The organism is Jiella pacifica, assembly GCF_010500815.1.
Classification (GTDB): domain Bacteria; phylum Pseudomonadota; class Alphaproteobacteria; order Rhizobiales; family Rhizobiaceae; genus Jiella; species Jiella pacifica.
The window spans coordinates 120,377-144,464 of sequence record NZ_JAAAMG010000007.1 but is presented as its reverse complement, the minus strand read 5'-3'; the positions used below and the strand labels follow the sequence as shown (position 1 = coordinate 144,464).

Here is a 24,088-nt window from a genome sequence, read left to right as displayed (position 1 = left end):
CTTCTGATGTTTTTCCCCAGCCAATATGGGTATTGCGCGTCGTAAAACCAGCGGCCCCTGCCGAGAGCGGCGCCGTCCGGCCCGGAAATTGGGGGCTCTTGTCTCGCACCGCGTCAGGGGGCATGTTATAGGAATGCGTCCGAGACATCGGAAGCGCATGCGAAGCCTGCCCCGTCGGCAGGCTTTGACGTTTTCAGGGGCATCGCCGTAGGCCTTTCGGTCACGGCGCTCCAAGAAGAGTTGACACGCCATGGACAAGCAGCCGCTCGACACCTCTCCTCTCTACCAGACCTATCAGCGCGCGCCGCTCGCCTTCGAGCGCGGCGAGGGCGTCTGGGTGGAGACGCGAGACGGGCGACGGTTCATGGACCTGTCCGGCGGTGTCGCAGTCAACGTCCTTGGCCATGCCCATCCCCATCTCGTCGCCGCCCTGAAGGACCAGGCCGAGAAGCTGTGGCACACCTCGAACCTCTTCGAGATTCCCGGCCAGCGCCGGCTGGCCGAGCGGTTGACCGCCAACACCTTCGCCGACAAGGCGTTCTTCACCAATTCCGGTGCCGAAGCCCTGGAATGCGCGATCAAGACCGCGCGGCGCTACCACTATGTCTCCGGCCAGCCGGAGCGCTACCGCATCCTCACCTTCGAGGGCGCCTTCCACGGCCGCACGCTGGCGACCATCGCGGCGGGCGGCCAGGCGAAGTATCTGGAAGGCTTCGGCCCGAAGGTCGAAGGCTTCGACCAACTCGTCTTCGGCGACGAGGCGGCGCTGCGGCAGGCGGCGGCGGGCGCCGACGTCGCGGCGATCCTGATCGAGCCGATCCAGGGCGAGGGGGGCATCCGCACCGTTCCGACGCCGTTCCTCCAGCTGATCCGCGAGCTCTGCGACACCTACGGTCTGCTCTTGATCTACGACGAGGTGCAGACCGGCATCGGGCGCACCGGGCGCTTCTACGCCTATGAGAATTCCGGCGTGGTGCCGGACATCCTCGCCTCGGCCAAAGGCCTCGGCGGCGGCTTTCCGGTCGGCGTCTGCCTCGCCACGCAAGAGGCGGCCAAAGGCATGACGCCGGGCAGCCACGGCACCACCTACGGCGGCAACCCGCTGGCCATGGCGGTCGGCAACGCCGTCCTCGACGTCGTGCTCGAAGAGGGCTTCCTCGAGGAGGTCCGTCGCAAGGCGCTGCTCTTCAAGCAATCGCTCGCCTCGCTCGCCGACCGCTATCCCGACGTGGTCGAGGCGATCCGCGGCGAGGGCCTGCTGATCGGCCTGAAGATGCGGGTGCCGAACACCGAGATGGTCGCGGCGCTGCGCGAGGAAGCCGTCCTCGCCGCGCCGGCGGGCGACAACGTCGTCCGGCTGTTGCCGCCGTTGAACGTCACCGAGGAGGAGATCCGCACGGCCATGGAGCGGATCGAGAACGCGGCGGCGCGGCTGTCGCCGGCGCTGCAGCGCGCGAGTGCATGAGATGACGATGACGACGAGCCAGAACCCGCGCCATTTCCTCGACCTGTCGCAAGTCTCGAAGGACGATCTCCGGTCGATCATCGACGACGCCTGCCGGCGCAAGCAGCTTCTGCCGGGCGGCGACAAGCCGCTCGCCGGCAAGATGCTGGCGATGATCTTCGACAAGCCGTCGACCCGCACGCGTGTTTCGTTCGACGTAGCGATGCGCCAGCTCGGCGGCGAGACGCTGTTTCTATCCGGCACCGAGATGCAGCTCGGCCGCTCCGAAACCATCGCCGACACCGCCCGCGTCCTGTCGCGCTACGTCGACGCCATCATGATCCGCACCACCGAGCACGAGCGGCTGACCGAGATGGCCGAGAATGCGACGGTGCCGGTGATCAACGGCCTCACCGACGATACCCATCCCTGCCAGATCATGGCCGACCTGATGACCTTCGAGGAAAAGCGCGGGCCCGTGAAGGGCAAGGTCTTCGCCTGGTCGGGTGACGGCAACAACGTGCTCGCCTCCTTCGCCGAGGCCTCGGCGCGTTTCGATTTCGAGCTGCGGATCGCCACCCCGAGCGGCTCCGATCTCGATGGCCGCTACATCGAGTGGGCCCGCGGCGAGGGAGCGAAGATCCTGACGACCGAGGACCCCGTCGAGGCGGTTTCCGGCGCCGACTGCGTCGTCACCGACACTTGGGTGTCGATGGGGCGCGAGGACCGGGCGCGCGGCCACAACGTCTTCATGCCCTATCAGGTCAACGAGCGGCTGATGGCCCATGCCAAGCCCGAGGCCCTGTTCATGCACTGCCTGCCGGCCCATCGGGGCGAGGAGGTGACGGACGGCGTCATCGACGGGCCGCAGTCGGTGGTCTTCGACGAGGCCGAGAACCGCCTGCATGCGCAAAAGTCGATCCTCGCCTGGTGCTTTGGCGAGGTGACGCCCGGAAGCCCTGCCCATGGCTGAGAACGAGCGGGTTCTTTCGGCCGGCGAGCTCGTCGGTGACGACGCCGTGGTGCCTTTCGCGGTCGAGGTGCTCGACGCGCGCGGCCGCGGCGTCCAGCTCGGCTCGATGCTCGACCAGATCCTGGCCCGGCACGACTATCCGGAGCCGGTGTCGCGGCTTCTCGCCGAGATGATCGTCTTGACGGTGCTGCTCGGTACCTCGTTGAAGTTCGAGGGCAAGTTCATCGTCCAGACCCAGACGGACGGCCCGGTGGATCTGCTCGTCGTCGACTATGCGACCCCGTCGAGCGTCCGGGCCTATGCCCGGTACGACGAGGAGGCGCTGCAAGCCGCCGTCGAGGCCGGCGCGACGAGTTCGGAAGAGCTTCTGGGCAACGGCACCCTCGCCCTGACGGTCGATCAGGGCTCCTACACCCAGCGCTATCAGGGGATCGTCGAACTTGCCGGCCAGGGCATCGAGTCCGTCGCCGAGGCCTATTTCCGTCAGTCGGAACAGATTCCGACGACGGTGAAGCTCGCCGTCGCCAAGATCGCCCGGCGCGGCCAGAACGGCTTCGTCGAAAGCTGGCGGGCGGGCGGGCTGATTGCCCAGTTCCTGCCCGAGTCCCCCGATCGCATGCGTATGCCCGACCTTCCGGGCGGCGATCTGCCGGAAGGGGCCGAGGAGTACGAAGAGGGCGACGAGTTCGACGACGCATGGCTCGAGGTGCGGGCGCTGGTCGATACGGTCGACGCCTCGGAGCTGACCGATCCGGAAGTCGGCGTCGAGCGGCTGCTCTTCCGGCTGTTCCACGAGCGCGGCGTCCGGGTCTTTCCGGCGGACAAGGTGATCGACGACTGCTCCTGCTCGCGTGAGCGGATCGGCGAGGTGCTGTCGAACTTCTCCGCCGAGGAGATCGAGGAGAGCATCGAAGACGGCACCATCAAGGTGACCTGCGAGTTCTGCGGCACGAACTACGAGTTCGATCCTCAGGAATTGCAGGGGGATTGAGCCGGCGCCGCCGACGCTCGCAACGAGGCAAAGGGTCAGATCCTGCCCCCTTGCGGGGAAAATGCCAGGCAGGACGGAGGGGATAGGCGTTCGCTCGAGCCAAAGCGTCGCCTCGAACGTCAGTGCGGGAGTGCCCACTTCCGGTTCTGCTCCGCCATCCCTCAGATATACCCTTGGTCGCGCAGATATTCGACCACCTGGTCGGCCAGGTCCTCCGGCGCGGCCATGCCGCCGGCCAGCGTGATCTCGGGGCGTTCGGGCGCCTCGTAGGGGCTGTCGATGCCGGTGAAGTTCTTGATCCTGCCTTCCCGCGCCTTCTTGTAGAGGCCCTTCGCGTCACGCCTCTCGGCGACGTGCAGCGGCGTGTCGACGAACACCTCGACGAATTCGCCCGGCTCCAGCAGGTCGCGGGCCAATCGCCGCTCGGAGCGGAAGGGCGAGATAAAGGAGCAGAGCACGATCAGCCCGGCATCGACGAACAGCCGCGCCGTCTCGGCGACGCGGCGGATGTTCTCGACCCGGTCGACCTCGGTGAAACCGAGATCGCGATTGAGTCCGTGGCGGACGTTGTCGCCGTCGAGGAGATAGGTGTGCTTGCCGAGAGCGAAGAGGCGCTTTTCCACAATGTTGGCGACGGTCGACTTGCCGGCGCCGGACAGGCCGGTGAACCAGATCGCCGCCGGGCGCTGGCCCAGCACGGCGCCGCGGCTGTGCTTGTCGAGGTCGACCGGCTGCCAGTGGATGTTGGCGGCGCGCCGCAGCGCGAAGTCGATCATGCCCGCGCCGACGGTCAGATTGCTCAGCCGGTCGATGACGATGAAGCCGCCGGTGGCGGGGTTTTCCGCATAGGGATCGAAGGCGATCGGTTCGCGGAAGGACAGATTGACGACCGCGATCTCGTTGAGATCGACCTTCTTGGCGGCCAGATGCTGGAACGCGTTGACCTCGACTTTGTACTTGATCTCAGTCGCCGAGCCCGAGACCGTCTTGGTTCCGATCTTGAAGAGGTAGGAGCGGCCGGGAACCAGCGGCTCCTCATGCATCCAGACGACGTGGGCCGAGAACTGGTCGGCGACTTCCGGCCGTTGGTTTGCGCTGCACAGAAGGTCGCCGCGGGAAACGTCGATCTCGTCGGCAAGCGTGATGGTCACCGCCTCGCCGGCGACGGCGCTTTCTTTCTCGCCGTCGAAGGTGACGATCGACTTCACCGTGCTCGTGCGCCCGGAGGCGGCGACGGCGAGTTCCTCGCCGACCGTGACGCCGCCCGAGGCGATGGTGCCGCAATAGCCTCGAAAGTCGGGACCGGGCCGGTTGACCCATTGGACGGGGAAGCGCAGGGGACGTTCCGTCTCGTGGCGGCCCACCTCGACCGCCTCGAGGTGCTCGAGTAGCGTCGGACCGTCGTACCAGGAAAGGCTCCCGCCGCGCCGGGTGACGTTGTCGCCGAAACGCGCCGACAGGGGGATCGGCTGGACGCCTTGGAAGCCGAGAGCTTGGGCGAAGCCGTCGAAGTCGGCGCGGATCCGGTCGAAGACCGCCTTCGAATGGCCGACGAGGTCGATCTTGTTCACCGCCAGGACGATGTTTTTGATGCCGAGCAGCGAGGCGATGTAGGCATGCCGCCGGGTCTGGGTGAGGAGGCCTTTGCGCGCGTCGATCAGGATCACGGCGAGATCGGCGTTGGAGGCACCGGTGACCATGTTGCGGGTGTATTGCTCGTGGCCCGGCGTGTCGGCGACGATGAACTTGCGCTTTTCCGTGGCGAAGAAGCGGTAGGCGACGTCGATGGTGATGCCCTGCTCGCGCTCGGCTTCCAGCCCGTCGACGAGGAGGGCGAAGTCGATGTCCTCGCCGGCCGTGCCGTGCCGGGCGCTCTCCTTCCGCAGCGTCGCCAGTTGGTCCTCGAAGAGGAGCCTGGTGTCGTAGAGCAGACGGCCGATCAGCGTCGACTTGCCGTCGTCCACCGAACCGCAGGTGAGGAAGCGCAGCAGACCCTTGCGCTCGTGCCGGCCGAGATGTTCCGCCAGTGCCGCGGGGCCGAACCGCTCCATCAGAAATAGCCCTCGCGCTTCTTCTTCTCCATCGATCCGGCCTCGTCCTGGTCGATCAGCCGGCCGGACCGCTCCGATGTGCGGGCGATCAGCATCTCGTGGACGATCTCGGGCAGGGTTGCGGCGGAAGAGTCCATCGCCGCCGTCAGCGGGTAGCAGCCGAGCGTGCGGAAGCGGACGAGGCGCATCTGCGGCGTCTCCCCGGGGGCGAGCGGCAGGCGGTCGTCGTCGACCATGATCAGCATGCCGTCGCGCTCGACGACGGGACGCTTTGCCGCGAAATAGAGCGGCACGATCGGGATGTTTTCCTTGAGGATGTACTGCCAGATGTCGAGCTCGGTCCAGTTCGACAGCGGGAAGGCGCGGATCGACTCGCCCTTGCGGACGCGGGCGTTGTAGAGGTTCCACAGTTCCGGCCGCTGGTTCTTCGGGTCCCAGCCGTGGTTCTCGGTCCGGAACGAGAAGATGCGCTCCTTGGCGCGGCTCTTCTCCTCATCCCGCCGAGCGCCGCCGAAGGCCGCGTCGAATCCGTAGGTGGTCAGCGCTTCCTTCAGGGCATCGGTCTTCATCACGGCGGTGTAGACCGACGCGCCGTGGGTGAAGGGGGTGACGCCCCGTCTCACGCCCTCCTGGTTGGTGTGGACGATCAGGTCCATCCGCGCGTCCTTGGCGGCCTGGTCGCGGAATGCGATCATCTCGCGGAACTTCCAGGTCGTGTCGACGTGGAGAAGCGGGAAGGGCGGCGGCGAAGGGTAGAAGGCCTTCTTCGCCAGATGCAGCATGACCGAGGAGTCCTTGCCGATCGAATAGAGCATGACCGGATTGCGGAACTCGGCCGCCACCTCGCGCATGACGTGGATCGATTCCGCCTCGAGGTGTTGCAGATGGGTGAGTTGTCGGGGCGCGGCGTCCGGCGATGCCGACATCAGTCCTTCCCTCCCACGGCGGGCGCCATCGCGACATGGCGACGGGTCGGAGCTTTCAGGCGCCATCTTCCGCCAATGTCCGGGCAAGAAGAGGATCGGCGAAGGCGACGAAATGCGGATTGGCGAAGTCGACGTCCTCCGCTTGCCGGCGCTTGCCATAGACAAGCGGCGCGCCGTCGAGGGTCGTGACGATACCGCCGGCGGCCCGCAGCACGGCGTCGCCGGCGGCCGTGTCCCATTCCATCGTCCGGCCGAGCCGCGGATAGACGTCGGCCTCACCCTCGGCGAGAAGGCAGAATTTCAACGAGGAGCCGCGCGAGACGAAGCGCTCCACCTCGTGACGCTTCAGCCATTCCTCCGTCTCGGCCGAACCGTGCGACCGGCTGGCGACGGCGACGAGCCGATCCGGCGCCTTGCGCGCGACGATCTTTCGCTGCGTGACGAGCCGCCCGTCGACGACGTCCGCCATGGAAGCGCCTTCGCGCGCCGATCCCGCCCACAGCTTGCCGATCGCCGGAGCGTAGACGACGCCGGCGGTCGGAACGCCGTTCTCGACGAGGGCGATGTTCACCGTGAAATCGCCGTTGCGGTTGACGAACTCCTTCGTCCCGTCGAGCGGATCGACCAGAAACAGCCGTTCGGCCTCGGCCGGCATGTCGCCGGCCGACACGGCTTCCTCTGCGACGATGACGACGTCGGGCGAAAGTTCCGCCAGCAGCGGCTTCATCACCGCCTCGCATCTGAGATCGGCCTGCGTCACCGGAGACGCGTCCGCTTTCGTCTTCGCATCGAAGGGCGTCGCGTAGACTGCGAGGACCTCTTCGCCGCCCAGAAGCGCAATCGCGATCAGCTCTGCAAGGGTCAATGCGGGCTCGCTCGTCTCTTTTGCCGAAGCAGGTCGTTCGTGGATCGAGCATCGGTGAATCAGGCGAAGCCGGCGGTCGCGCCCGCACTCGGCGCCTGCCGATGTCGCTTGCCGCTAGGCATAGCAGATGGTCCCGCCCGCGCAAGCCGCGCCCGCAGGCGAGCCACGAGGGCCGAAACGGCCTGTGTCGAATGGCGCACAGCGCTCGGTGAAAACCTCACTGCGCTGCTCTGCAGGCGATTCGGAGGTCAACTCGAAATCGGTCTCGTGGTAGGTTGGGGCAGGGGTATAAGGCCGCCATTTCGAGACGGGCACGTCGGGGGACGCTGCTCGTCCGGACGGCGAAGGGGCCGGGGGCGATGCGAGAGCGTCGTGCCGTTTGCCCCGGCGGCATTGGGGGATGTGAATGACGGCCGGGACGGTGACGCAAGTGAACTCCTCGACGGCGGCGCTGGGCGGGGTGGCCGGGCGGTCGAGGCCGCATCGGCGCGGTGGGGCGCGGGTGGTCCTTGCGGCGCTGGCGGCGGGGCTCCTGTCGGGCTGCGCGGCGCTGCCGGCGGCGGGGCCGACGGCGGGTGCCTTCGTCGGCAATGTCGACGAGAGCGCGGTGCAGTGGCGCAACGGCTATCTCCTCGTGCCGGTCGACGACACCGTCCTCGCCTATCAGCAGGAAGAGCCGCGGCCGAGCTTTCGCGGCATCGCCAGCCGGTCGCTGCCCTCCGACACCGGCATCGGCGTCGGCGACGTCGTCCAGGTGACGCTGTTCGAGGCCGGCGTCGGCGGGCTGTTCTCCTCGCTCAATGCCGGCGGCCAGGGCTCGTCCTCGGTGCGTCTGCCCGAGCAGCAGGTCGCCCGCGACGGCTCGATCACCATTCCCTATGCCGGCCGCGTCCGCGTCGCCGGCTCGACCGCCTCGGCCGTCGAGCAACGCATCGTCGCCGCGCTCCGGGACCGCGCGATCGAGCCGCAGGCCGTCGTCGCCGTGGCGCAGGGCAATTCGACGACGGTGACGGTGACCGGCGATGCGGTCACCGGCGCCTCGGTGCCGATCCCGGCCTCCGGGTTGAAGCTGCTCGACCTGATCGCCCGGGTCGGCGGGCCGAAGACGCCGATCTACGAGACCGCCGTGTCGCTCACCCGCGGCGGGCGGACGGTGCAGATGCCGTTCTCCGAACTCGCCAACGATCCGACCGAGGACGTCTATGTGCGCCCCGGCGACGTCGTGCTTCTGACCCGCCAGCCGCGCACCTACGTGGCGCTGGGCGCGACCGGCAAGAGCGATCAGCTGCCGCTGCAGGGCTACGAGATGTCGCTGGCCGAGGCGCTCGCCCAGGTCGGCGGGCTGAACCCCAACCTCGCCAATCCGAAGGGCGTCTTCGTGCTCAGGCGCGAGCCGGGGGCCGAGATGGTCGCCCGCTACGAGGGCCAGGCCTTCACCCGCGCCGGGCCGGGCGAGGACGCCACCCGTCTTTCCGGCGAGATCCCGGTGATCTACCGCTTCGACCTGCGCGAGCCGTCCGGCCTTCTCCACGCCCAGGACTTCAGGATCCACGACGGCGACATGGTCTATGTCGCGACCGCTCCCTTCGTCCCGGTCAAGCAGGCCCTCGACGCCTTCAGCGGCGTCGTCTCGCCGGCGCTCTCCGTTGCCAATACCGCGAGCGTGTTGTCGACTCGGCTCAGCAGGTAAGCCGGCCTGCAAAGTCGGAGCGAAACGCAGTCGAGGCCGCGCGGATGCGCAGCCTCGAGCGAGCCGGGCGAAAGAGTGGATCGGCAGTTCACGCCAGCGAGCAACACGCCGACGCGTCCGCACATTCAAGGCATTACAACACCGAACTGACCAAACCGAGGCCGGCTTTCGCGTCTCTCAATGTCAGCCCCTTGCCGGGACGATCGTCACCAGGGCGTCGGACGGATAGACGGATTCATAGAGGACGCCGTCCCCCGGCATGAAGCGCATCACCGTTTCGCCGTGGGTGTCTGCCATTTCCAGCGTGCCGTCGCTCTCGGCGCGCCACTGTGAAACGCGGGAGATCTGCGAAGAGCTGCAGTCGGGCAGGAGCGGGGCGGGCTCGAAGGCGCCCGAGCTCGGCTGGCCGCCCAGAATCTTGCAGCTTTCGCCCGATCTGAGGTCGATCAGCCGCATGGCGGAGGGCTTGGCGTCGCTGGGTCGGACGGATCCGACGATCGTCGGATCGACGGTGACGACACCGGGTCCGAGGAGGGGGGCGCCGAGGCTGGCGCCCGGCTCCGGAGCTGCCTGAAGCTTGGCGACCAGGACGAGAGCCGCAACGCCGGTGCCGAGAACGGTGGCCGTGAAATTCATGGGGCTCATTTCCGTTAAAATTGACTGAAGCGCATTATCGACGTGAAAAGCTTAACCGAACGTTGAGACGAGGCGGCGATCGTCATGTTTCGTTATGAATTCGCCGTGATCCTCCCGATCGAACGGCGTCGATGAGCGCCACCTTGCGGCGCCGACGCGCCGGATGGAGCAAGATCGCGCGCCCCTGCGCGAGACCGCGCCGTCCGGCCGTCCTTACTCTTCGCCGCCCGAGCCGCAGGACTGGCGGACCTTCAGTTCCGGCCGGATCAGCGTGGTGTGCTCCATCGCCGGCATCCCCGCCAGCCTTTCGAGCAGGGCGGTGGCGGCGCGTTCGCCGACCTCGCTCTGGCCGTTGGAAACGGTGGTGAGCGGCGGCGTCGCGATACCGGCCTCCTCGATGTCGTCATAGCCGACGACGGCGATGTCGATGCCCGGCCGGACGCCGCCGCGGGCGAGGCCGTACATCAGGCCCAGGGCGACGAGGTCGGAAAAGCAGACGATCGCCGTCGGGCGTTCGGCGAGGGCCAGGAAGGCGGCAGCGGAATCGAATCCGGAGTGGCGATCGCGCGGTCCCTCCATCCGCCACTCCGTCCGGAATGCGATGCCGCCGCGGGCAAGGCCGGCGAGATAGCCCGCCTCGCGCTCGCGGCCGGTGGAGGTGGCCCGGGTGCCGCCGATCATCGCGATGGACCGGTGGCCGAGCGAGACGAGATGATCGACGGCAAGGCCCATGCCATAGGCGTCGTCGCCGCGAAAGCCGTGGACCCCGGCACCCTCGATCGTGCGGGCGATGAGGATCGCCGGCAGGCCGTTCTCCTCGGCAAGGCCGATATCGGCGGCGGGTGTGCCGAGTGCCGGCGACAGGATCAGCCCGTCGGCGCCGAGCTGCAGCAGCGTGTCGACGAAAGCGCGCTGCTTCGACAGGTCGTCATGGTGGTTGCACAGGATGAAGGTCTGGCGGTTACGGTCGAGTTCGCTCTCGATCGACCTCAGGATCTCGCCATAGAACGGGTTCATCACGTCGTGGACGCAGACGCCGACGATGCCCGAGCGCGAGGTTCGAAGCGAGGCGGCGCGGCGATTGTAGATGTAGCCGAGCTCGCGGGCCGCCTCCTTGATCCGCTCGCGGGTGACATCCGCCACCAGCGGGCTGTCCCGCAGCGCCAGCGACACGGTCGCGGTCGAAAGCCCGAGGGCCTCCGCGATGGTCGACAATTTCACCTTCTGCGCCACGAACGCCCGATGCTTCTTCATTCCGATCGGCGATCTATTGCAAAAGCAGCGGGACGCGGGAAGCCCCGGATGTCACCACGCTCCTCTGGTTCTCTCGGGCGGCCGGCCGAAACGACGAAAACCGCCCCGGGGAGGACGGGGCGGTTTTCCGTGAACTGTCCGGCCTCTTTCGATCGGCGGGGGAGGGGGACCGGTGACGAAGGATGGCCGGACAGCTGGAGGAGGGGGCGGATATGCTCAGTGGCAGGAGCGGACGCGCTTCCAGACCCAGAGCTTGTTGCCGCACTCGTCGTAGCCGGCGAAGACCTTCTTCTTCTGGACGTGGCAGGACTGCTTGTAAGTGACGTTTTCGTAGCCGTAGTGCGGCTTGTGCCAGCTCCTGGCGCTGGCCGGGGCCGAGAAGGCGGCGCCGGCGACGACGACGGTGGCGAGGGCGATGATGGTGTTGCGGATCATTGTCGGGCTCTCCTGGGGGTGGATCGATGCCGGTCGCTGCGACCGATGCCCGATGAGTGAAAAGCCCAGAGCGGATTGGGCGAGGGACAGGGCGAAGAAAACGCCGGCGGAGATTCGCGAAAGCGACGCCGTGCGCCGCGCCATCGCCAACACGGCCTGGATGGCGGCCGGATTGCCAATGCCTGCGCGGCTCGTGCGATCACCGAATCTTTTGCTCGCTTCGACTAGCCGCCAACCTTGCTTCGGCGTAATGAACGCCTGGGGCGAAACTGACGTTGGGAGAGTCGATCCGTGCAAAGGTTCGGCGGTTTTTGTCTCGCGGCTCTGGCCGCACTTGCCATTCTCGGCGCCAGCCTTTCGGTCGCATTCGCCCAGGCGAGCGGCGAGCGCAGCGTGGTCGTCACGCGCGATGCGGACTATTTCGGCCGCGACTACGACATCCTGAAGAACACCGACCTCGACGGCTGCTCGGCGGCCTGCAAGGCGGACCAACGCTGCAAGGCCTTCACCATCAACGAGCGCAGTCGGTGGTGCTTCCTGAAGGACGGCGTGGGCGAATTGCGCCGGGTGGCCGGCGCCGTCTCCGGCGAGATCGTCGACGTTCCGGCCGTCGACGAGACCACCATCTCGGCCCGGGCGAAGGAACTCGACTTCATCCCCGCCGCCAGCGTCGAGGCGGCCAATCGCTACCGGCTGGAGCTGGCCGGTGCCGAGCGTGACAAGGAGCTCGCCCCCGTCCCCGCCGACGGTCTCGCCAGCCAGGCGCGATCGGCGCTGGCCTTTCCCGAGGCGATCCGTCTCTGGCAGGAGGTCCTGAAGCGCGAGCCGCTCGACCAGGGCGCCTGGCAGAGCCTGGCCGCAGCCGCACTCGCCCACCAGCCCAGCGAATACGACCAGCAGCAGCAGAACGCGGCCCTGCGCAAGGACGCGGCCGTCAACGCCTATCTCACCGCCGGCGGCGAAGCCGAAAAGGCCGCGGCCCTTGCGGCCATCGCCGGCAGTTTCGAGGCCGAGGAAAACTGGAAGCTGGCGATCCGCGCCTATCGCCGGAGCGTCGCGGAAGCGAGCGATCCGGAAGTCGCAACGCGCCTCGAATCCGTCCTCGCCTCCCACGGATTTCGGATCCTCGAGAACACCGTCGACAACAATGCCGCGAACCCGCGCATCTGCCTGACCTTCTCCGACCAGCTGTCGCGCAAGCTGACGACGTCGGAAAATCCGGGCGACTATTTGAGCATCGAGGGCGGCGACACGCTGCCGGTCACCGCAGAAGGCTCGCAGATCTGCGTCGACGGCGTGAAGCACGGCGAGCGCTACCGCATCGTCGCGCGCCCCGGCATCACCTCGGTCGACGGCGAGACGCTGGCGAAAGAGGCCGAGCTTTCCGTCTATGTCCGCGACCGCGACCCGGCGGTGCGCTTTGCCGTCAACGCCTATGTCCTGCCGTCCGGCGGCAATGCCACGATCCCCGTCGTCACCGTCAATGCCGATACGATCGAGGCAAAGGTCCAGCGGATCGGCGAGCGCGGCCTTGCCGGCGCGCTGTCGGGCGGCCAGTTTCTCAAGGCCCTGTCGCAATGGCAGATCGACGAGATCTCCGGCCAGAGCGGCGAGGACGTGTGGACCGGGACGGTCTCGGTGCAGCGCGAGACCAATGCGGAGACGACCACCGCGATCCCGGTGTCAGAGATCGCCGGGGAGATGAAGCCCGGCGTCTATGTGCTGTCGGCCAAAGCGAAGAACGGGCCGCAATATCAGGACCAGCTCGCCACCCAGTGGTTCGTCGTTTCCGATATCGGCCTGTCGACCTTCTCCGCCGTCGACGGCTTCTACGTCGTCGCCCGTTCGCTCGGCAGCGCCGCGCCGCTGGCGGACGTTTCGGTCGAGCTGATCGCCGCCAACAATCAGATCCTTGGGCAGGCGACCAGCGACGCCGACGGCCATCTGCGCCTGCCCGCCGGACTGATGCGCGGCACCGGCGGCGATCGGCCGTCGCTGATCGTGGCGAAGAAGGGGGCCGATTTCGTCTTCTTCAATGTCGGCGACACGCCCTTCGACCTGACCGACCGCGGCGTCGACGGCCGCGCTCCGGCGGGGCCGATCGATGTTTTCCTGACCGCCGATCGCGGCATCTACCGGGCCGGCGACACGGCGCATTTCAACGCGCTCGCCCGCGATGCGGCGGGCAAGGCGATGGCCGGCCTGTCGCTCACCCGGATCGTCAAGCGGCCCGACGGCGTCGAGTTCTCCCGCCAGAGCGTCTCGGACTTCGCCGCCGGCGGCTACGCCTTCGATCTCGCCGTGCCCGGCGGGGCGATGCGCGGCCTCTGGAAGGTCGCGCTCCACACCGATCCCAAGCAGCCGGCGCTGGCCGAGACGAGCTTCCTCGTCGAGGACTTCGAGCCCGAGAAGATCGACTTCGAGATCGCGACCGCTGCCGACGCCCTCGATCCCACCGCGCCGCCGAGCGTCGCGGTCGATGCGCGCTATCTGTTCGGCGCGTCGGCGGGCGATCTCGAGGTGAACGGCGAGGCGGTGCTGACGGCATCTGCCGGCATCGCGGCCTATCCGGGCTATTCCTTCGGCCTTTCCAGCGACGAGGTGACGGCGACGCGCCAGCCCTTCGACACGGCGCGCACCGACGCGGACGGCAAGGCCGAGCTGTCCCTGGCCGCCTTCGAGCCGCCGGTGACGACGCGGCCGCTCTCGGCCGAGCTGCAGCTGCGCATCGTCGATGCCAGCGGCAAGCCGGTGGAGCGGACGAAGGACCTCCCGGTGGCGGGCTCGAACCAGCGGATCGGCGTCAAGCCGCGCTCCGATGGGTCGGTGCCCGAGGGCTCTGAGGCCGGATTCGATGTCGTCGCCCTCGACGCCGCGGGCGAGCGGATCGCCGCTTCCGGCCTCGAATGGCAGCTGAAGAAGGTCCGCGTCGACTTCCAGTGGTATCAGAGCTCCGGCTCGTGGAACTACGAGCCGGTGAAGACCGCATCGCGCGTCGCCAGCGGCACGCTGGACGTCGGCCAGAGCGAGCCCGCCGCGCTGTCGCTGCCGGTCGAATGGGGCGAGTACGAGCTTTCCGTCGTCGACCCGTCGGGCGCCGCCGTTCCCGCCAGCCTGTCCTTCGAGGCCGGCTGGTACGTCTCGGCCACCTCGCTCGACACGCCGGACGTCGCGCAGGTCTCACTGGACAAGCCGACCTACAAGGTGGGCGAGACGGCGAAAGTGAAGATCGAGCCGCGCTTTGCCGGCAAGGCCGAGATCTTCGTCATGGACGAGCGGATCATCGCACGAAAGACCGCCGACATTCCCGCTGAGGGCGGCACGGTCGATCTGTCTGTCACCCGTGACTGGGGCCCCGGTGCCTATGTCGCGGCGGTGGTCTATCGGCCGATGGATCTCGGCGCAAAGCGCATGCCCGGCCGGGCGATCGGCATCGCCCACGTCAAGGTCGAGCCGGGCGATCTGGCATTGTCCGTCGCGATCGACGCGCCGGAGAAGATCACGCCGCGGCAGACCCAGGAGATCGGCATCGAGATCGGCGGCGTCGCCGCCGGCGAAACCGCCTATGTCACGCTGGCGGCCGTCGACGTCGGCATCCTCAACGTCACCGGTTTCAAGCCGCCGTCACCGCAGGGCTATTATTTCGGCCAGAGGCGGCTCGGCGTCGAGATCCGCGACCTCTATTCCAAGCTGATCGACCGGATGGCCGGCGCGCCGGGCACGGTGCGCTCGGGCGGCGATGCATCGGCCAGCTACGAGAGCCCGCCGCCGATGGACGAGCTGGTTTCGCTCTATTCCGGGCCGGTGGCCGTCGATGGCGAGGGCCGCGCCACCGTCGCTCTCGACATCCCGGACTTCAACGGCACGCTGAAGCTGATGGCCATTGCCTGGTCGCCATCGGCCGTCGGCGAAGCCAGCCGCGACATGGTGGTCCGCGATCCGATCGTCATCGCGGTCAGCCGCCCGGCGTTCCTTGCGCCCGGCGACACCTCGCGGCTGGCGGTCGACGTCACCCATGTCGAAGGGCCAGCCGGCGAGACGACGCTGTCGCTGCGCGGTGGCGGCCAGATCGTCTCGCTCGGTGCAAATGAGGAGACGACGCTGACGCTTTCCGAAGGCGGCCGCGAGCGGGTGCTCGTGCCGGTGACGGGCGGGGAGATCGGCGAGGCGACGATCGAGGTCGCGCTCGTCTCGCCCTCAGGGGAGACACTGCGCAAGACCGTCGTCCTGCCGGTGCGCTCGAACGCCCCGAAGGACATCGACAAGTCGCGGCTCGCCATCGCGGCGAATGGCGGCAGGCTGAGCCTCGATCCGCAGCTCTTCGCCGGCTACGTCCCCGGCACGGCGTCGGCGACCGTCTCGGTCACCGGGGCTGCCGAGTTCGACGTCGCCGGCGTCGTGCGCAGCCTCGACCGCTATCCCTATGGCTGCACCGAGCAGCTGACCTCGCGGGCGATGCCGCTGGTCTATCTCGATCAGACGATCCTTTCGGCAGGGCTCGGGGCCGGCGAGGACGTCAAGAAGCGCGTCAGCGACGCGATCTCCGGCGTTCTCTCGAACCAGGCGTCGAACGGTTCCTTCGGCCTCTGGGGCCCCGGCTATGGCGACCTCTGGCTCGACGCCTACGTCACCGACTTCCTGACGCGGGCCCGCGAGGCAGGCTATGCGGTGCCTGACGAGGGATTCACCCTCGCAGTCGACAATCTGCGCAACAGCCTCGCCTATCTGCCGGAAAAGCCCGACTGGGGACCGGTGGCCTACGCCTATTACGTCCTCGCGCGCAACGGCCGGGCCTCGATCGGCGACCTGCGTTACTATGCCGACAACGAGCTGTCGGGCTTTCCGACGCCGCTCTCCAAGGCGCAGATGGCCGCCGCTCTGGCGCTTTACGGCGACCGGACCCGCGCCGAGCGGGTGTTCCGCGCGTCGCTCGACGACACCATGGCGCCGCAGTCCAACATCGGGCGGTCCGATTATGGCACGGCGCTGCGCGACGATGCCGCCGTCCTGACCCTCGGCCTCGAAACGGCGGTGGACGGCGTCTCCTTCGATGAACTGGTCGGCAAGGTGAACGATCAACGCCGCAGCCAGCGCCACACCTCCACCCAGGAGGACGCCTGGTCGCTGCTCGCTGCCCATGCGCTCCTGGGTCGCAATCCGCCGAAGCTGACGGTCGCCGGCAAGACCGTCGAGGGCCCCTATTCCGCCGCGCTCGACGAAGCCGACCTTTCGAGCGGCATCGACATCGCCAACCGGGCGGAGACACCGGTCTCGGCTGAGGTGACGATCCGCGGTGTGCCTCAGGTCGCGCCGCCTGCCTCTGCCAATGGCTATGCCGTCGCCCGCAGCTACTACACGCTCGAGGGCGAGCCCGCCGATCCGGCGAAGATCGGCCAGGGCGACCGGCTGGTGGTCGTCGACGAGGTGACGCTGGTCGATCCGGGCCCGGCAAGGCTGATGCTCGACGATCCGCTGCCGGCGGGCTTTGCCATCGACAACCCGGCGATCCTGCGGGCCGGCGACGTCGCCACGCTCGACTGGCTGGAGCTTTCCGGCGAGGCGGCACATACCGAGTTCCGCTCCGACCGGTTCCTCGCGGCGATCGACCAGGGCACTAACGACACCGCGATGCGGCGCTTCGCCTATATCGTCCGTGCCGTTGCGCCCGGCGAATTCGAGCATCCGGCGGCGACGATCGAGAACATGTACGATCCGAGCCGCCGCGGTCGTACCGATGCCGGACGGGTGACGGTCATTGGGGCGCTTCGGTGACTTGCGCCGGATTGATATGCAGCGCGGACAGGAACCGCCTGATTTGTGGACTGGGCCAAGTCAGTGAGCTTCCAGCCGCCAGTGAGGGTACTCAGCGCTCGCGGATGAGGCGACATCCCCGACGCACCGTCATCCTTGGGCTTGTCCCAAGGATCTACTGCAACGTCCGCCACAAAATCCTGGAAGAACCGTCTCTCGCCAACGCCCGTCCATCCTTACCGACGGCAGTAGATCCTCGGGACAAGCCCGAGGATGACGAATTTCTGCCTTTGACATCTCTTCAACGGCGGTCGAGTGGCTCTGGCACTGCCTGTCGAAGGGTGACGTGGACCTCGATACGGCTGGCTTTCGACAAACCGCAATTGGGCCGAGCGACCTGACATGTCCCCCCTGCGCCGCACGGCCCAGGCCGGGGTCATCGGCCTGCTCCTCCTTCTCGTCGCCGGCCTGTGGGCCTACTCCGCCTTCGAACAGGCGGTGTCGCGCCGCGTTGCGGCGCTCACGGGGCCGGAGGTGGGCGTCGAGGTGGTTGGCCGCGAAGGCATGCTGCTGCGGGCGTTTCCCGTTCGAGACGGCCGCTGGCGGCTGGCCGCCTCCGGCAGCGACGTCGATCCGCGCTTTCTGAAGATGCTGCTGGCCTGGGAAGACCGCCGCTTCCTCGATCACGGCGGCATCGATCCGCTGGCGCTCCTGCGCGCCGTCTGGCAGTCGGCCCGCCACGGCCGCATCGTCTCCGGCGGTTCGACGCTGACCATGCAGGTGGCACGGATGCTGGAGAACCTGCCGACCGGCAGCTATTCGGCCAAGATCGAGCAGATGCTGACGGCGATCGCATTGGAGCGGCGCTACGACAAGGCCGAGATCCTGTCGCTCTACTTCCGCCTCGCGCCCTATGGTGGCAACGTCGAAGGCATCAGGGCTGCCTCGCTTTCGCTTTTCGGCAAGGAGCCGCGCCGGCTGACGGCCGCCGAGGCCGCGCTGCTCGTTGCCCTGCCGCAATCGCCCGAGCGCTACCGGCCGGACCGCTTCATCGAGCGCGCCAAGGCGGCGCGGGACCGCGTTCTCGCGCGCATGGCCGAACTCGGCATCTTGAACGAGCGGGAAGCCGGCAGGGCCGAGCGCGAGCCGGTTCCGCCCGTCCGGCGCGACATGCCGGTGATGGCCGCCCATCTCGCCGAGCGGCTTCACGCCGAAAATCCCCAGCGCAGCCCGATCAACCTGACGATCGACGAACGCCTGCAGCAACGGCTGGAAACCTATGCGCGGGACAAGGCGAGGAGCCTGAAAAGCCCGGTTTCGCTCGCCCTCGTCGTCGCCGATCATTCGACCGGCGAGATCCTCGCCGAGGTCGGTTCGCCCGACTATTTCGATCGCTCCCGCCAGGGCTTCGTCGATCTGACCCAGGCGCTGCGCTCACCGGGCTCGACGCTGAAGCCGCTGATCTACGGCCTCGCTTTCGAGCGCGGGGTGGCCCATCCCGAAAGCCTCGTCGACGATTCCCCCGGCGGCTTTGCCGGCTATACGCCCCAGAATTTCGACCACGAGTTCCAGGGCATCATCACCGCCCGCCGGGCGCTGCAACTGTCGCGCAACCTGCCGGCGGTGGAACTCCTGTCGGCCGTCGGGCCGAGTCGGCTCGTCCAGCGCATCCGCCGCACCGGCGCGAGACCCGAGCTCGGCGACCGCTCGCTGCCAGGCCTCGCCATCGGCCTCGGCGGGCTCGGGCTGACACTGGAGGATCTGGTCAGGCTCTATGCCGGCATCGCCAATGGCGGTGTGTCCGTGCCGCTGCATGTCGAGGAAGCCGCGGAGCCGGGCCCGCAACGACGCATCCTTTCCGAGCAGGCGGCCTGGTACGTCACCTCGATCATCGCCGGCGCGACCTCCACCACCAAGGGTTCGCCCGGCGAGATCGCCCACAAGACCGGCACCTCCTACGGCTACCGCGACGCCTGGACCATCGGCTACGACGGCAAGCACGTCGTCGGCGTCTGGCTCGGTCGGCCGGACGGGGCGCCGGTGCCGGGCCTCGTCGGCCAGGATGCCGCCGTGCCGGTGATGCACGACGTGTTCGCCCGCATCGGTCCGGTGACGCGCCTCGCCGGTCCGCCGCCCGGCATCCTCGCCTCGGCGGGAGCGGGCCTGCCGCCGCCCCTGAAGCGCGTGGGGAGGGCAGCCGAACGCCGCCAGGCGGGGCTGAAGCCGGAAATCGTCTATCCGCCGGCGGGAAGCCGCATCGAGCTCAGCGATGGAGCCCGAAGCGCCACGCCCCTCTATCTCAAGGTCCGCAACGGTCGCCCGCCCTTCACCTGGTATGTCGACGGCCTGCCCGTGGATCGGGACCAGCTGCTCCGCCAGTCGACTTTCCAGCCGAAGGAGCCCGGCTTTCTGGCGATCTCGGTGGTCGATGCCACGGGCGCGGCGGCCAGCGCCGAGGTTTTCGTGAAGTAGGCGACGCAGCCATCCCGCCTCTTGCGCCGCCAAGGATGCTTTTCGGCACTTGAGTGAGCGCGGCGACTTGATTAGTGAACGTTTTCACGAAATGTCAGCACCTCTCCTGAAGAACGGAGAGCCATGCGCCAGCGCCCGCGCTCTTTTGGCGGGACCGCTCCACCCTGAATGGGCCATCCGACCCGATGATGACACGTCAACGGCGCGCCAACCGCGTCATCTTCCTCGCCGTCGCCGCCGGGTTCGTCATGCTCGCCGTGGCTGCCCTCGCCGTCGTCTGGACCTTCATGCGGAGCCAGGACTACGCCGAGCTGGTGTCTCACACGATCGAGGTCGAGGCATCCGTGGCCGATCTCAATCGGCTGGTCGAGCGGATCGAGGCATCCCGCCGCGGTTATTTGCTGGAAGGCGACTCGCGGTTTCTGGAGGTCTTCGAGAAAACCGCTGCCGACATTCCGGTGCAGATCGATCGGATCGCCGGACTGACCGCCGACAATCCGAGCCAGATGGAGCGGCTCGACCATTTTCGCGACCTGACGCGGCAATATCTCGAACTTCTGCGCAATTCGATCGTCGACAAACAGGCCGGCGGAACCGGCGTTCGAGGCGCCAGTCTTCTGGATGAGGAGGACATTACTGTCGTCCAGGAACTGCGGGACATTTCCGACGCGATGGCCCTGGAGGAGCGGCGGCTGTTGGTGGCGCGCGAAGCGGAGGCGAATGGCAGCGTTTACCTCTCGACTGCCGTCGCGATCGCCGCGGCGATCCTTCTGATCGTCGTCGCTGCCGGAACCATCTGGGCGACCCGTCGCACGCTGCGTGCACTCACCTCGATCGGTGTCCAGCTCCAGGAGCTGAACGACGATCTGGAATCGGCGGTTGTCGAACGCACCAGCGAACTGCAGCGGGCCAATGCCGAGATCCAGCGCTTCGCCTACATCGTCTCCCACGACCTCAGATCGCCGCTCGTCAACGTCATGGGCTTCACCGCCGAACTCGATGCGGCGATCAAGCCGCTAAACGAATTGATCGATAAGGCCGAGGAAGTGGCACCGGAGATCGTTTCGGAGGAGACTAAGTTCGCCGTGCGCGAGGACCTGCCGGAGGCGATCGGCTTCATCCGGACGTCGACGGAGAAGATGGACCGACTGATCAACGCCATCCTGCGGCTGTCCCGGGAAGGGCGGCGGGTGCTGGCGCCCGAGGCCGTCGACATGAACGCGCTGGTCGAAGGGATCGTCGACAGTCTGCAGCACCGGATCGACGAACTCGGCGTCACGGTCGAGACCGAGCCCGTCCCGACCGTCGTGAGCGACAGGTTGGCGGTCGAGCAGATCGTCTCCAACCTCGTCGAAAATGCCATCAAGTATCTCAAGCGCGACCGGCCGGGCCGCATCACCATCCGGGGCAAGAAGGCCAGCGGCCGGGTTCTGGTCGAGGTCGAGGACAATGGCCGCGGCATCGATCCGAAGGACCACGAGCGCATTTTCGATCTCTTCCGGCGATCCGGTAGCCAGGATCAGCCGGGCGAGGGGATCGGGCTTGCCCATGTGCGGGCCTTGGCATACCGATTGGGCGGAACGATTACGTGCGAGTCCGTGCTTGATCAGGGCGCGATCTTCCGGCTTTCCCTGCCGATGGCCCTCGCACCGCAACAGGGGGTGAACACGTGAGCTCACATCAGACCGTCAACATCGTCATGATCGAGGACGACGAGGGCCATGCCCGGCTGATCGAGAAGAACATCCGCCGGGCCGGGGTCAATAACCCGATCCGGCACTTTCTCGAAGGCACCGGGGCGCTGCAATATCTCTTCGATGCGCCTGACGGCCCGGCTCGCAACGGCCCGGCGCTGGTGCTGCTCGACCTCAATCTCCCGGACATGAGCGGCATCGACATCCTGCAGCGGATGAAGGCCAAGGACAGCCCGCTGAAGCGCACGCCCGTCGTCGTGCTGACGACCACCGACGACAAGGTGGAGATCGAGCGCTGTTACGATCTCGGCGCCAATGTCTACATCACCAAGCCGGTGAACTACGAGACCTTCGCACAGGCCATCCGCCAGCTCGGCCTGTTCCTGTCGGTGATCCAGGTGCCGGATCCCGACATGGATTGACACGATCGCGCTTTGATATACGCAACAGCTTGATTAATAATCGCTATTCTTCGTTGCTTGCAGCTGGTGCGGATTTTGCAGACGACATCGGTCGAGCCGGTCTGGCGGCTCCACCACGGGAAAATCGGGGTCCATGCCGCGTGTTCTTTACATCGACGACGACGAGGGTCTCAGGCTTCTGACCAGCCGGAGGCTTTCGCGCCGCGGTTTTGAGGTGGAAACCGCCGCGGATGCCGATAGCGGCGTCGCCCGGCTGCGCGAAGGCGGCTTCGACCTCGTCGCGATCGACCACTACATGCCCGGCAAGACCGGCCTCGATGCCCTCGCGATGATCGGGGCGCTGCCGTCCCCGCCGCCGGTCGTCTACGTCACCGGATCGGAAGAGACGAGCGTCGCCGTGGCGGCGCTGAAGGCCGGTGCCACGGATTACGTGGTCAAGACCGTCGGCGAGGACTTCTTCGACCTCTTGGCCTCCAGCTTTCGCCAGTCCCTCGAACGCCAGGCGCTGGTGGCTGCCAAAGACGAGGCGGAACAGGCGCTGCGGGCCTCGAACGACCGTCTGGCGGCGATGGTGAAGGAAGCGAACCACCGGGTCGCCAACAGCCTGCAGATCCTCTCGGCCTTCGTCAACATCCAGGCATCCGCCGTTGGCAGCGACGAGGCGAAGTCCGCCCTCCGTGACACCCAGCAGCGGATCGCCGCGATCGCCCAGGTGCATCGCCGGCTCTACAATTCGGACGACATCGCCACCATCGACATGGCGGAATATCTGCTGCCGCTGGCCGAAGAACTCGAAGCCACCTGGTCGACGCCGAAGTCGCCCCGCAAGGTGAGCTTCCTATCGGATTCCGTCCGGCTGAAGACGGACCGGGCGATCTCGCTCGGCATCATCGTTACCGAACTCGTCGGCAATGCCTGCAAATACGCCTACCGTCCGGACGAGGCGGGCGAGGTACGCATCCGCCTCCTGCAGGAGGCGCCGAATTTCCGCCTGTCCGTCGAGGACGACGGGCCGGGCGTCGATCTCGGGGCCAAGCCACAGGGGACCGGCGTCGGAACCCGGCTGATCCGGGCGATGGCCCAGAGTCTGGGCGCCGATCTCGACTACGGGCACGGGCCCGGCGCTAGGATCTGCGTCACCGCGGCGCTTTGACACTTTCGGCGGGACGGCCCGCCCGGCGACGTCGCGAAAATGCGAGGCGCGCCCCGAAGCGCCGACGATCTCACGACGCCGGCGCCAGGCACGTCTCCTCGCCCGATCGCAACTCGTCGAGAAACCAGTCGCGAAAGGCTCGGATCTTCGGCACGTTCCGGCGCGTCGTCGGATAGGCCAGGAAGTAGAACTGTCCCGCCTCCGAAGCTGTCGGGAACGGCTGGACGAGGAGGCCGGCCGCGATTTCCTCGCGGTAGAAGGCAGGGGTAAGGATCGCGACGCCATAGCCGCCGATCGCCGCCCGCGCTTCGAGGTGCTGGTCGCCCATGCGCGCGTCGGGATGGCCGCCGGGCTCGAAGCCGGGGACGCCCATCGCATCGAACCAGAGCTTCCACCATCGATCGCCGGGATCGATGAGAAGCAGGCGCAACAGATCGCACGGTCTCTCGATCGATCCATAGCGTTCGACCAGCTTCGGACTGTACATCGGCGTGAAATCCACCGGAAACAACGGGTTGGCTTCAAGGCCCGGCCAGTCTCCAAGGCCGCTGCGAATCGCGACGTCGACGTCGTCGCGGGAGAAATTCGCGACGTCGCGGGTGGCCCGCGTGCGCACGGCGATGTCGGGATGCTTCATCTGAAATCGGCCGATGCGGGGCGCCAGCCAGTGCGCGGCGAAGGTCGGCAGGACGCTGACTGACAGGACACCGCCGGCATCGGCCTTGGCAGCGGAAAACGCTGCAGCGAGCTGATCGAGCGCCTCGCTCGTCGCCGGTGCCAGCAGCCGGCCCGTCGCCGTCAATTCGACGGCGCGCGTACGCCGCAGAAACAGCGGAGCGCCAAGGCGCTCCTCCAAAAGCTTGATCTGATAGCTGACCGCGGCCTGGGTCATGCCGAGTTCGTCGGCCGCCCTGGTGAAGCTGAGATGGCGGGCGGCCGCCTCGAAGACCCGAATGGTCGCGAGCGGGGGTAGGTCACGATGGCGCATGCATAGAATCTCCTTATGCATGCTGTCCGATGTTTCGTTGGTCCGCAAGTCGCTGTCGCGCCACAAAGGAGCCATCGCAACGAAAGCTGGCGTCGTCTCTGGCGGCGCGGATCGGACCCTTCATGACCAGGCTTGCAAAGGCCGGGCGCAGGATGCTGCGCGCCATCGCCCAACTCTTTCCGGTCTTCTCGATGCATCGTCGAAAGCGGGTCGCCATCACCGTCGAGACGACGTCCGAGAGCCTCCTGAGAGACATCGGCCTTCTCGACGGCCGTTGGCGTCCCGGCGGGCGCGATCGCTGAAGAGGCATGCGGGCATCCGCTCTCCCGTCCACGCACCGCCA

Annotated in this window: 17 protein-coding genes; 10 read left to right on the top strand and 7 right to left on the bottom strand. The window is 67.4% G+C overall.

The features are described from left to right. The first annotated feature begins 250 nt into the window (after positions 1–250). Genes GTK09_RS10785 through GTK09_RS10775 form a run of 3 tightly spaced genes read left to right on the top strand, consistent with a single transcriptional unit; the run spans position 251 to position 3,408 of the window. Positions 251–1,465: an aspartate aminotransferase family protein gene (locus tag GTK09_RS10785; RefSeq protein ID WP_163463164.1), complete on the top strand. Its 1,215-nt coding sequence runs from the start codon at positions 251–253 to the stop codon at positions 1,463–1,465. A gap of 7 nt (positions 1,466–1,472) precedes the next feature. Continuing rightward, positions 1,473–2,417, top strand: a complete 945-nt coding sequence (gene argF, locus GTK09_RS10780; protein ID WP_163463259.1) for an ornithine carbamoyltransferase — start codon at positions 1,473–1,475, stop codon at positions 2,415–2,417. Then, positions 2,410–3,408 carry an Hsp33 family molecular chaperone gene (locus GTK09_RS10775; protein ID WP_163463163.1) on the top strand — a complete coding sequence of 333 codons (999 nt, stop codon included), beginning with the start codon at positions 2,410–2,412 and terminating at the stop codon, positions 3,406–3,408. The genes argF and GTK09_RS10775 overlap by 8 nt, the downstream gene beginning before the upstream one ends. A 161-nt stretch (positions 3,409–3,569) precedes the next feature. On the opposite strand, the gene cysN is transcribed toward GTK09_RS10775, so the two are convergent. The 3 genes from cysN to cysQ are packed head-to-tail and all read right to left on the bottom strand — an operon-like array spanning position 3,570 to position 7,250. Beyond that, the gene (gene cysN / locus GTK09_RS10770) at positions 3,570–5,459 is read right to left on the bottom strand and encodes a sulfate adenylyltransferase subunit CysN (protein WP_163463162.1); all 1,890 of its coding nucleotides are present in this window, start codon (positions 5,457–5,459) and stop codon (positions 3,570–3,572) included. Beyond that, the gene (cysD, locus tag GTK09_RS10765) at positions 5,459–6,385 is read right to left on the bottom strand and encodes a sulfate adenylyltransferase subunit CysD (protein WP_163463161.1); all 927 of its coding nucleotides are present in this window, start codon (positions 6,383–6,385) and stop codon (positions 5,459–5,461) included. Before cysD ends, cysN begins: the two co-directional genes overlap by 1 nt. Positions 6,386–6,440: 55 nt before the next feature. Then, on the bottom strand, positions 6,441–7,250 hold the full coding sequence (gene cysQ / locus GTK09_RS10760; protein WP_163463160.1) for a 3'(2'),5'-bisphosphate nucleotidase CysQ: 810 nt from the start codon (positions 7,248–7,250) through the stop codon (positions 6,441–6,443). 406 nt (positions 7,251–7,656) lie between these two features. On the opposite strand from cysQ, the gene GTK09_RS10755 reads away from it, so the two are divergent. Beyond that, entirely contained in the window at positions 7,657–8,940 is a 1,284-nt protein-coding gene (locus GTK09_RS10755) for a polysaccharide biosynthesis/export family protein (protein ID WP_163463159.1), read from the top strand. A gap of 183 nt (positions 8,941–9,123) precedes the next feature. Here GTK09_RS10755 and GTK09_RS10750 read toward each other — a convergent pair whose 3' ends face one another. The 3 genes from GTK09_RS10750 to GTK09_RS10740 form a co-directional block, all read right to left on the bottom strand. Then, on the bottom strand, positions 9,124–9,576 hold the full coding sequence (locus tag GTK09_RS10750; protein ID WP_163463158.1) for a hypothetical protein: 453 nt from the start codon (positions 9,574–9,576) through the stop codon (positions 9,124–9,126). A gap of 213 nt (positions 9,577–9,789) precedes the next feature. Further along, complete coding sequence (locus tag GTK09_RS10745) at positions 9,790–10,830, bottom strand: LacI family DNA-binding transcriptional regulator (RefSeq protein ID WP_203560973.1); 1,041 nt, start codon at positions 10,828–10,830, stop codon at positions 9,790–9,792. Between the two features lie 216 nt (positions 10,831–11,046). Then, positions 11,047–11,265, bottom strand: coding sequence for a hypothetical protein (locus tag GTK09_RS10740; RefSeq protein ID WP_163463157.1), 219 nt, complete (start codon positions 11,263–11,265; stop codon positions 11,047–11,049). Between the two features lie 291 nt (positions 11,266–11,556). Here GTK09_RS10740 and GTK09_RS10735 point away from each other — a divergent pair, with 291 nt between their 5' ends. From GTK09_RS10735 to GTK09_RS10715, 5 genes are all read left to right on the top strand, one after another. Beyond that, a complete protein-coding gene (locus GTK09_RS10735) occupies positions 11,557–17,037 on the top strand; it encodes an alpha-2-macroglobulin family protein (protein WP_312869787.1) in 5,481 nt (1,826 codons plus the stop codon). 381 nt (positions 17,038–17,418) lie between these two features. After that, on the top strand, positions 17,419–19,488 hold the full coding sequence (pbpC, locus tag GTK09_RS10730) for a penicillin-binding protein 1C (RefSeq protein WP_163463156.1): 2,070 nt from the start codon (positions 17,419–17,421) through the stop codon (positions 19,486–19,488). A 185-nt stretch (positions 19,489–19,673) separates the two neighbouring features. After that, positions 19,674–21,161 (top strand): sensor histidine kinase, encoded by a 1,488-nt coding sequence (locus GTK09_RS10725; RefSeq protein WP_163463155.1) that lies wholly within the window; start codon positions 19,674–19,676, stop codon positions 21,159–21,161. Positions 21,162–21,187: 26 nt separating this feature from the next. Then, positions 21,188–21,604 carry a response regulator gene (locus tag GTK09_RS10720; RefSeq protein WP_203560984.1) on the top strand — a complete coding sequence of 139 codons (417 nt, stop codon included), beginning with the start codon at positions 21,188–21,190 and terminating at the stop codon, positions 21,602–21,604. A gap of 133 nt (positions 21,605–21,737) precedes the next feature. Then, positions 21,738–22,757, top strand: coding sequence for a sensor histidine kinase (locus tag GTK09_RS10715; protein WP_163463153.1), 1,020 nt, complete (start codon positions 21,738–21,740; stop codon positions 22,755–22,757). A gap of 70 nt (positions 22,758–22,827) precedes the next feature. On the opposite strand, the gene gcvA is transcribed toward GTK09_RS10715, so the two are convergent. After that, positions 22,828–23,745: a transcriptional regulator GcvA gene (gene gcvA / locus GTK09_RS10710; protein ID WP_246217838.1), complete on the bottom strand. Its 918-nt coding sequence runs from the start codon at positions 23,743–23,745 to the stop codon at positions 22,828–22,830. Positions 23,746–23,867: 122 nt separating this feature from the next. On the opposite strand from gcvA, the gene GTK09_RS10705 reads away from it, so the two are divergent. Continuing rightward, the gene (locus GTK09_RS10705) at positions 23,868–24,047 is read left to right on the top strand and encodes a hypothetical protein (protein ID WP_163463151.1); all 180 of its coding nucleotides are present in this window, start codon (positions 23,868–23,870) and stop codon (positions 24,045–24,047) included. The last annotated feature ends 41 nt before the right edge of the window (positions 24,048–24,088 follow it).